We start from the raw sequence: 8,579 nt of genomic DNA, 5'->3' as shown, positions 1-8,579 counted from the left end.
CGCCTCTTATGAAGCGCCGAGTGTATTCGGTATTATCTGCTATTTCTAGCAGCTATCCCCATCTTAAGGGTAGATTACCCACGTGTTCCTCACCAGTCCGCCACTCTAGGAGAGAAGCAAGCTCCTCTCTTGCCGTTCGACTTGCATGCTTAAGACGCGCCGCCAGCGTTCGTTCTGAGCCAGGATCAAACTCTCCATTATTTTATTTCAAACACCCCGAAGGGCGTCTGATTTCAATAATTTTCAAGCAAGTCCCGTTTCTTATTTTTAGGAACGTTGACCTCGAGAGAAAAAAAATAACAACACAAAGCAACTATCCATCACCCTGCGTCATTTCTTCTCTCATTCTTTGTTCTACGCTTATCTTCCTTACCAAAGATGATTGCTCTTTGGCTTTCTTCTTTCCCTTCCCTTTAATTTCAAAGACCAGTTTACTCGCCCCGACGCTCTGCCTTAGTGCGCCGCAGCGAAGAAGAATATATCACAAAATCATTTATTCTGTCAAGCGCATTTTGCTTTTTTCTTTTGTTTTTTTAATTTAGTAAGCGCCCAAAACATAAAAACACCGCTTCAGCATCATCGCTACGGAAGTCTATGCGTATCAAAAAAAGAGAAGACCGACAAACTCCGTTAGCGTGATGTGTTTATACATCTAAGGGGAACCTCTAAAAAACTGAGGTTTTTAAAGGTTCCCAACTGTACACTTCTGATATTATTATGGAAGAAAGCAGTAAAAGTATGCACAGAGAGATATAAACTTGTGGAGAATAGGGGATTCGAACCCCTGACCTATTGATTGCGAACCAATCGCTCTACCACCTGAGCTAATTCCCCAAAAACGGTATGAGTATATAGTTTTTCGATAAATTGAGCAATAGTTTTTTAAGATAATATTTTAGAAGATACAAAAATACAAAATAAAATCCTTGACTTTTCCGACAAAGTCCCGTACACTAAATATATGAACTTGAAAACTGTTTTGACACCTGAAACTGTCAATCTCCATTTAAAAGGAACCTCTAAAGAGGAAATCATTGATGAATTGCTTGAAATGCTTGTTCAGGCAGGAAAAGTAAAAGATAAAGCCGTTGCCCGAGCCTGCGTGTTAGATCGTGAACGCAAAATGTCTACGGGAATGAAGCATGGTATCGCAATCCCACACGGAAAGACCGATTCAGTAAACGATCTTGTTGCCTGTATTGGCATTTCGGATCATCCGGTCGATTTTGATTCGTTAGATCAAGAACCATGCCGCATTTTTATTATGACACTTTCACCGATTGACAAAACAGGTCCGCACTTGCAATTTTTGGCTGAAGTCAGCCTGTTGTTCAAGAGTGCCGAAAAGCGACAAGAAATACTGAATGCAACTGACAAGTCCGATATTATCCGTATTTTAACCGAATAGTGTACGCGACTAACGTAAATGCACTTAAACTAACAAAGTATGAGGAGGTTTTATGCTTGTAAATGTATTAACAGCAGGGGACGATGTAAGTGAAAAATTAAAGACATACTGCAACGGGTTACCCGACGTCGATAAGAAGATTATGGATGCTGCATCCGATGAAGGAAAAAGCTTTATGGGCGCACATGGCGTATCTGCAGCTCCGATGGTAGTCGTACTTGATGAAGACGGAAAAGATTTATTGAAGACTACCGATATGAACGAACTCGAAAAGTTCTTTTCTTAGATTTCAGCAGACTTAATTTAAAACCTCTCGGGAACATTATTCCGAGAGGTTTTCTTTTAATATATGGCTATATTTTTCTCTGCTTTACAAGCAAAAGAGCCGCACCGTATTTAAAGATTTTTATACATATTCCACGTTGATTCAATCAAAGTTTTTACATCAGAATACTGAGGATTCCAGCCTATCGTTTCGCGGGCATGCTGAGATGTTGCATAAAGCTCGGCAGGGTCTCCGGCACGGCGGCCGACAAAGCGGGCAGGTATTGCCTTTCCGGTAATAGAACGAGCGGCGGTAAGCATTTCGCTGACGGTAATTCCAACTTCGCTGCCGAGATTTACGATAAGACTACTATTTTCCTTATCGATATAATGCAGTGCATCGGTATGCGCTTTCGCGAGGTCGCTCACGTGTACATAGTCACGAATACAGGTACCGTCGCGTGTGGGATAATCGTTTCCAAAAATCTGAAGTTCCTTCCGCATACCGGCTGCGACCTCCATAATAATCGGCAGGAGGTTCTGAGGATTCCGCTCAAGCCCCTTAACAGCACCTTCCGGATCATAGCCCGCTGCATTAAAATACCGCAGTGATGCAAATTTAAGCCCCTTTAACCGGTCATACCATTGCAAAAACTCTTCCGTTTTGAGCTTGGTAAACCCATAATAGCTTTCGGGATTCTTCGGGTGCTTTTCGTCGATGGGGAGATATTCAGGCGAACCGTAGACGGCAGCCGACGACGAAAATACAAAACGAAGGCAGCCGTGCTTAACCGCTGCATTTAAGATATTCATCGTTGCCGAAATATTATTGATGGAGTATTTTTCGGGGGCAACCATTGATTCCCCTACCGCCTTAAATGCAGCCAAGTATACGGCGCCGTCAAATCCGCGGGCAAAGGCTGCGTCAATATCATCACTGTGGCGGGTATCTCCTGCGATGAACTCCGTACCCGGAAAAATATTGCAAAGCTGCCCCGTCGATAAATTGTCGAACACCGTAACCGAATGACCGGCATCGAGCATTGCTTTAACTACATGGCTGCCGATATATCCGGCGCCACCGATAACTAATACACGCATAGTAAACCTCTTATAAGCCTCTTTTCCGACATTGCTAAATCATCAAACCGTTATGGTTAATCGGTCTGCCCGATATGCCGTAATGAGGTGATATTCCGTAATCGCTTTGTCAATTCTTTATTTTTACTCAGTGTTTCTATGGGAAGAGGAAGCCGATATGTCCAGTTTGATTCGCTGACGGTACCGGGGATGTTAATCCGCTCATCCTGTGCCTTGACAGTATGTAATTCATCGATCATAAGCCCCAGCCAATCCTGTATGGGGAAAATGGCAAAGATCGACGGAACTTTAACTAAGGCGCTCAATAACGCTGCGGCTAAGTCTGCTGTGTAGGCAGGTTTTTCCCCTTCGATAGGGCACAGCGCTGTCCGCATCTCTCCGTCAATAAGCAGCGCATCAAAGAACGAAAGCATATCGGTATACGAGAGTTCTTGTTCCCACCATCCCCGCATCGTTGATGAATCGTGCACGGAAGTTACCGCAACCGCTGCTTTCGGATAATCTTGCAGCGGAATAAAAGGACAGCAGGGTTCAGCCCATCTGCGTTCCCATCGGAATACCCGAAGGCTCAAAATCTGCAATTTTTCCAGAACCTCCGGTAATGCCGCCGGTTTCGCCCCCAAATCTTCGGCGCACGGCTGCATATCGACGAACGTGCACAATTCCGACAAAATATCCTCTGCTTGCGCCGCCCAGAGTTTATTTTGCTCTGTTTCTTTTTCTTCTACCAACAAAGAAAATCGTCTTTGTTCATCCTCCGATAACGTTCTCCACGCAGTAGTATTCCGGTACAGATATGCCGCAGTATATACGGTATTACCGTGCAGGTCTTTTCCGGCTTTTACCAGCATACGATCAGTCCATTTTTTCCGCAAAGCCGTTTCCACTTTTGCAGGAAGCCCGCGGCGATGAAGACCGGACTCACTTTGTATTCCTGCTTTAAAAAGCCACAGCTCCTCAGTACCGATCCTATCGGCAACTTTACGCAACAGACCATGCGCATACAGATAATCACCATTCACTGCATTTTGAACGATATCGGTATTGATATGCGGCTCTGCCATCCATCGGATACGGTCTTCGGAAAAGCCCGCTTTTTTCAAATCCTCAATTGTTATTTCCGAATAGGGAATAGGCTTACCTAAAAGCCCTGTCATTTCGCCTTTGGGAATAGCCCAAATTCTAAAAAAACCTAAAATATGATCGAGCCGGAAGGCATGGTAATACTGCGACGCACGAGCAAGCCGATCCTTCCACCAACGATAGCCGGTTGCTTTTAAATTTACCCAATTGTAAATAGGGAATCCCCAATTTTGCCCGGTAGGATTATCCCCGTCAGGCGGACTACCGGCGCGAAGGTCACTGCGGAAATATTCAGGATGAGCCCACACTTCCACTGAATCCTCGTTCATCAAAATCGGAATATCGCCTTTTACCAGAATCCCGTTATCAGCGCAATAAGTAACGGCTTTCAATAATTGCTTATGCAAATGCATTTGTACCCACGCATAGAATAGATGCTCTCGCTTCAAAACAGGATCGTTCCATGCAGCAGTGATTTTTGCCGTTGAAGGAGAACGCATGCCGACACATTCTTTCCAATCCTTCCACGAAGCATGATAGTTTTGTCGCTTAATATTTTTAAACACCGCATACTCGATTATCCACGGATTTGCCTCTATCCATTCCGCAAGCTCACCGGTCTGAGAATCTGCAATAATCTGCTTTTCGGATTTATTAAACACGGCATGCAGCAGTACGTTTTTTTCATGAAGTATATCGCGGTATCGGAACCGCTCCCCCGGAGTATGCGGTTCAAAAGCAATGCGTATTTTTTTTATCTCAGTCTTAAAGGTATGCGCTTCCGGTATATCGTCCAAACAGATGTAGAGGGGGTGCAATGCAAAAGCAGAAAGAGCGTTATACGGAGAGCTGTCGGTTCCCGTATCATTGACGGGTAAAAGCTGAATAATGCGCAATCCTGCTTTTTTACAAAAATCTGCAAAAGGAATAAGGTCGGAAAATTCACCGACGCCGCAGCTTTTTTGACTATACAAAGCGGAAACCGGTACGGCAGTCCCGCATAAAGCTTGATTAAGCGGTGTACATTTCATCTCATTCCTCCTAGTCAACTAGGGCTATCATAGACCAAAAACGCAAAGTTAGAAAGAGGGGAATAGCAATCAATAATTTTATTTGACAAAAGACCATATGCGTATTACCGTATAATAAAGGAAAATTATATGAAAAACGTACCGACAGAAACCCTACAGCACAATATAAAGTATTTGGATTTACTCTCCCGCTTGTTCCCCAATGTTACGACAGCAGTTGAGGAAGTAGTCAACCTGAAAGCTATTTTGAATCTACCGAAAGGCACCGAACATTTTTTAACGGATATACACGGAGAAGCGGAGGCGTTTAATCATGTGATGCAGAATGCTTCGGGCGCTATCCGGCGGAAAGTCTCCGAAGAACTCAGCTCAACGGTCAGCATTGACGATTTGGAAGAGCTCACCACGCTCATTTACTATCCTAAGGAAAAACTCGAACTGATCAAAGCGGACAAGAAGGCCAATATTACAAACTGGTACGAGCTGACTATTTACCGGCTGGTACGGGTAGCGCGGGCGACAGCCTCAAAGTACACGCGGTCGAAGGTACGAAAACTGCTACCGAAGAGTTTTGCTTACATAATGGAAGAGCTGCTGCAGGAAGATGAACACCGCTTTAACAAAAAGGATTATTACAGCGAAATTATCAAAAGCCTCGTGGAATACGGACGTGCGGATTTATTCATCATCGAGCTGTCCGAAGTGATAAAAAAATGTACCATCGATCACCTGCATATTATCGGTGATATTTTTGACCGCGGCCCGTCCCCGCATAAGGTGATGGATACGCTGATGGCGCAGAACAGTCTTGATATCCAGTGGGGCAATCACGATATCCTTTGGATGGGGGCTGCTGCGGGATGCCGTGCGTGTGTTGCAACAGCGATACGGATTGCACTCCGCTATTCCAATATCGACGCTATCGAGGACGGGTATGGAATCAGCCTTTTACCGCTAGTGAGTTTTGCCCAGCATGTGTATAAAGACGACCCCTGCACGCGGTTTATGCCAAAAGTAAACGATAAAAAACCTTTTGATGTCGATGCGGAACTGCTGGCAAAAATGCATAAGGCAATCAGCATCATACAATTCAAAATTGAAGAGAATATCATCGAGCAGAACCCTTCGTATAATATGGAACACCGCAGGCTTTTGCGCACCCTTAATCCGGCAGCGGGTACCATCGAAATTGAAGGAAAGACCTACACCTTGAACGATACCTCGTTCCCGACTGTCAACCCTGCGCATCAAACAGCGCTCACCGACGAAGAACAGTACCTTATCGACACACTGACCAATACGTTTATGACCAGCGAAAAGCTCAAACAGCATGTGCGGTTTTTGTATGCAAAAGGGAGTATGTACCGGCGCTATAACGACAACCTGCTCTTCCATGCGTGCCTTTTGCTGAATGAGGATGGCAGTTTTAAGGAGAAGGAGATAGACGGCGCCGTATATTACGGCAAAAGCTTGATGGATAAATACGACCAGATGGCGCGGGAAGCCTACTTTTCCGGTCAAAATGCGGATTTCCTCTGGTTCCTGTGGTGCAATCAGGATTCAACCCTTTTCGGCAAAACGAAGATGACCACCTTTGAGCGCTACTTTATCGATGATAAGGCAACACATAAGGAGCCGTCCTCGCCGTATTATAAGCTGATGGAGCGGGATGATGGTACGCTTGCCGCGCAGATACTCAAGGAATTCGGGTTAAGCGGTAATGCACACATCGTCAATGGGCACACGCCGGTCAAGGTTGCAAAAGGCGAAAGTCCGATTAAGGCGGGCGGCAAGCTCTTGGTTATCGACGGCGGATTTTCCAAGGCTTACCAAAAGACCACCGGCATTGCAGGCTACACGCTGACCTATAACTCTTATGGGATGACACTGATAAGCCACCACCCGTTTGAGTCCGTAGACAAGGTTTTGCGCGAAGGCTTTGACATTGAATCAAGCAAAGAAGTTATCGAAACTCTCGTTGAACGGAAGCGGGTTGCGGATACCGATACCGGCGCCGAAATGAAAGAAAAAGTCCAAAACTTGGAAATGCTGATCAGCGCTTACAACAAGGGAATTCTAAAACAGCAGGATTAACAAGGCAATAACAATGGCTGCTAAAACCGACTGCGGTTTCATTTTTGAAGCCGATAGCATTATGCCGTTTCAGAATGCAACAAATACTTTTCCGTATACCGATGAGCAGCGGCCGGTTCCGGTTCATAGTAGCGTTTGATGCGGATAAGCCGTTGCACGATGGAGACAAGGTTTTCTCCCCTAGCCTTGCCTTTACCAAGCCCGTAGAGAGCCAGCGCCGCATCTCCGATCAATTCTCCGTCGGCAAAAGCGGGAAGCGCGAAAGTTCTGCCGGTCATATCTGCTTTCATTTGACACCAGATAGCATTGTGCGCCTGCCCACCGGAGAGCGTATACACAGGATGAAAACCGGAAGCCTGTTCCAGTAAATCACAGCCGTGCCGAATACGGAAAGCAAGGGCCTCTACAAACGCGCGCCCCTGTCCCGCAAAGGTTGCGGGATATGTGCCCGATGCAATAAACGATTCCGCGGCAATCCGTTCCATCGCAGCGATATAATCGTTGCCGCGTAAGCCGTGCGCTATTAAAAAATCGGAAAACGCTGCGCCGGAGGATGGAATAACGGATGAAAGATTCCACAAATCGGGCATAACCGACGGCAGCAGCAGTGTTTTTTCGGCGCGGCGCGGCTGCAAAATGCAAACGTTAATGCCCTCACTTGAACCTGCACGGTCGCAGGCGGTGCCAGCTGTCAGCGTTCCCGTCCCGATAAGCGCCGCGATAAAATCCGGTACTCCTGCAATAACCGGAATACCACAAAAGCGTCCCATCACCGTACCGGCGGCTGCAAACGGCGGCAACAAACCGGCCAGTCTTTCCGTATTGATATGCAGTGCTTCTGCAAACCGGAAAAGCTCGTCTTTGCTCCAATACGCCGCCTCGTAGCGCGGATCGGGGAGACTGGTTACCGCCGCCCCGGTTAAAAGATAAGAAACATATTCCGGCCCGGAAAAAAGCTGAGCAGCGCTATTAAATACATCAGGGTACTTTGCACGGAACGCCGCAATCCGCGGCAAAAAAAGAGAGGCTCCTACCGGCGGGATCGCTGCGGTTCCATCTTGCGGCGCTCGTATGGCAACACTCTGCGGCGCCGGTACGGCAGCCCCCTGTCGCCCCGACACGGTATCCTCCTGCGACGCTCGTATGGGCATCCCCTGCGGCGCCAGTACGGTAAGCCCTTGCGGTACCGGCTCATTCCATAAAAACAGGGTATCGCCTTTAGCCGCATCAAGAATACCGTTAACAACATCATCGGGAGAAACAGCGGAGGATAAAGATACGGCAGACCGAGGAGATGCGGCGTTGATATGACTCTTCGGTATGCGTCCGGCAGCGTTGATGCTTGCTTCCGGCGCACGGCGGTTTTGGGGTACGGCGACAAGTGAAGGGCCGTTCCCCGAAATACAAATTGCGTCTATCACATAATCAGCCGGTAAGCTGCTCCATGCGGTAAAAAAGGTTTGAACCCAGTCAACCGCGTGAACAGGCTGCGGAAACAGCAACCGTATAAACTTAAGTACCGTTCCGTCTTCGGTAATAACCGCCGCCTTTAGCGACGACGTACCGATATCGGCACAAAAAATACCGCTTTGCATGAA

General features: G+C 46.8%; 6 protein-coding genes, 1 tRNA gene and 1 rRNA gene. 3 read left to right on the top strand and 5 right to left on the bottom strand.

The genetic code is table 11. The features are described from left to right. Positions 1–201, bottom strand: a 16S ribosomal RNA gene (locus HGH47_RS10955); the annotation flags it as partial. A gap of 560 nt (positions 202–761) precedes the next feature. Next, a tRNA-Ala gene (locus HGH47_RS10950) sits at positions 762–834 on the bottom strand. Between the two features lie 127 nt (positions 835–961). Between HGH47_RS10950 and HGH47_RS10945 the strand changes: the two genes are divergently transcribed. Next, entirely contained in the window at positions 962–1,408 is a 447-nt protein-coding gene (locus tag HGH47_RS10945) for a PTS sugar transporter subunit IIA (RefSeq protein ID WP_016522864.1), read from the top strand. A 52-nt stretch (positions 1,409–1,460) separates the two neighbouring features. Further along, positions 1,461–1,694: a hypothetical protein gene (locus tag HGH47_RS10940; RefSeq protein ID WP_016522863.1), complete on the top strand. Its 234-nt coding sequence runs from the start codon at positions 1,461–1,463 to the stop codon at positions 1,692–1,694. Between the two features lie 110 nt (positions 1,695–1,804). Here HGH47_RS10940 and galE read toward each other — a convergent pair whose 3' ends face one another. Then, complete coding sequence (galE, locus tag HGH47_RS10935; protein ID WP_212565699.1) at positions 1,805–2,773, bottom strand: UDP-glucose 4-epimerase GalE; 969 nt, start codon at positions 2,771–2,773, stop codon at positions 1,805–1,807. Positions 2,774–2,829: 56 nt separating this feature from the next. Further along, positions 2,830–4,887 (bottom strand): 4-alpha-glucanotransferase, encoded by a 2,058-nt coding sequence (locus HGH47_RS10930; RefSeq protein ID WP_432912346.1) that lies wholly within the window; start codon positions 4,885–4,887, stop codon positions 2,830–2,832. A gap of 129 nt (positions 4,888–5,016) precedes the next feature. Between HGH47_RS10930 and HGH47_RS10925 the strand changes: the two genes are divergently transcribed. Beyond that, positions 5,017–6,981, top strand: coding sequence for a fructose-1,6-bisphosphatase (locus HGH47_RS10925; RefSeq protein WP_432912343.1), 1,965 nt, complete (start codon positions 5,017–5,019; stop codon positions 6,979–6,981). A 59-nt stretch (positions 6,982–7,040) separates the two neighbouring features. Here HGH47_RS10925 and HGH47_RS10920 read toward each other — a convergent pair whose 3' ends face one another. Further along, positions 7,041–8,576 carry an FGGY-family carbohydrate kinase gene (locus tag HGH47_RS10920; RefSeq protein WP_253675894.1) on the bottom strand — a complete coding sequence of 512 codons (1,536 nt, stop codon included), beginning with the start codon at positions 8,574–8,576 and terminating at the stop codon, positions 7,041–7,043. Between the last annotated feature and the right edge of the window lie 3 nt (positions 8,577–8,579).

The organism is Treponema sp. OMZ 805 (genome assembly GCF_050937395.1).
Taxonomy (GTDB): Bacteria; Spirochaetota; Spirochaetia; order Treponematales; family Treponemataceae; genus Treponema.
This window is presented reverse-complemented; position numbering and strand designations above follow the sequence as displayed.

Excerpts from the sequence above, each read along its gene's own strand:
- HGH47_RS10920 (WP_253675894.1), bottom strand. The coding sequence starts at position 8,576 with ATGCAAAGCGGTATTTTTTGTGCCGATATCGGTACGTCGTCGCTAAAG.
- HGH47_RS10945 (WP_016522864.1), top strand. The coding sequence starts at position 962 with ATGAACTTGAAAACTGTTTTGACACCTGAAACTGTCAATCTCCATTTA.
- HGH47_RS10930 (WP_432912346.1), bottom strand. The coding sequence starts at position 4,887 with ATGAAATGTACACCGCTTAATCAAGCTTTATGCGGGACTGCCGTACCG.
- galE (WP_212565699.1), bottom strand. The coding sequence starts at position 2,773 with ATGCGTGTATTAGTTATCGGTGGCGCCGGATATATCGGCAGCCATGTA.
- HGH47_RS10925 (WP_432912343.1), top strand. The coding sequence starts at position 5,017 with ATGAAAAACGTACCGACAGAAACCCTACAGCACAATATAAAGTATTTG.
- HGH47_RS10940 (WP_016522863.1), top strand. The coding sequence starts at position 1,461 with ATGCTTGTAAATGTATTAACAGCAGGGGACGATGTAAGTGAAAAATTA.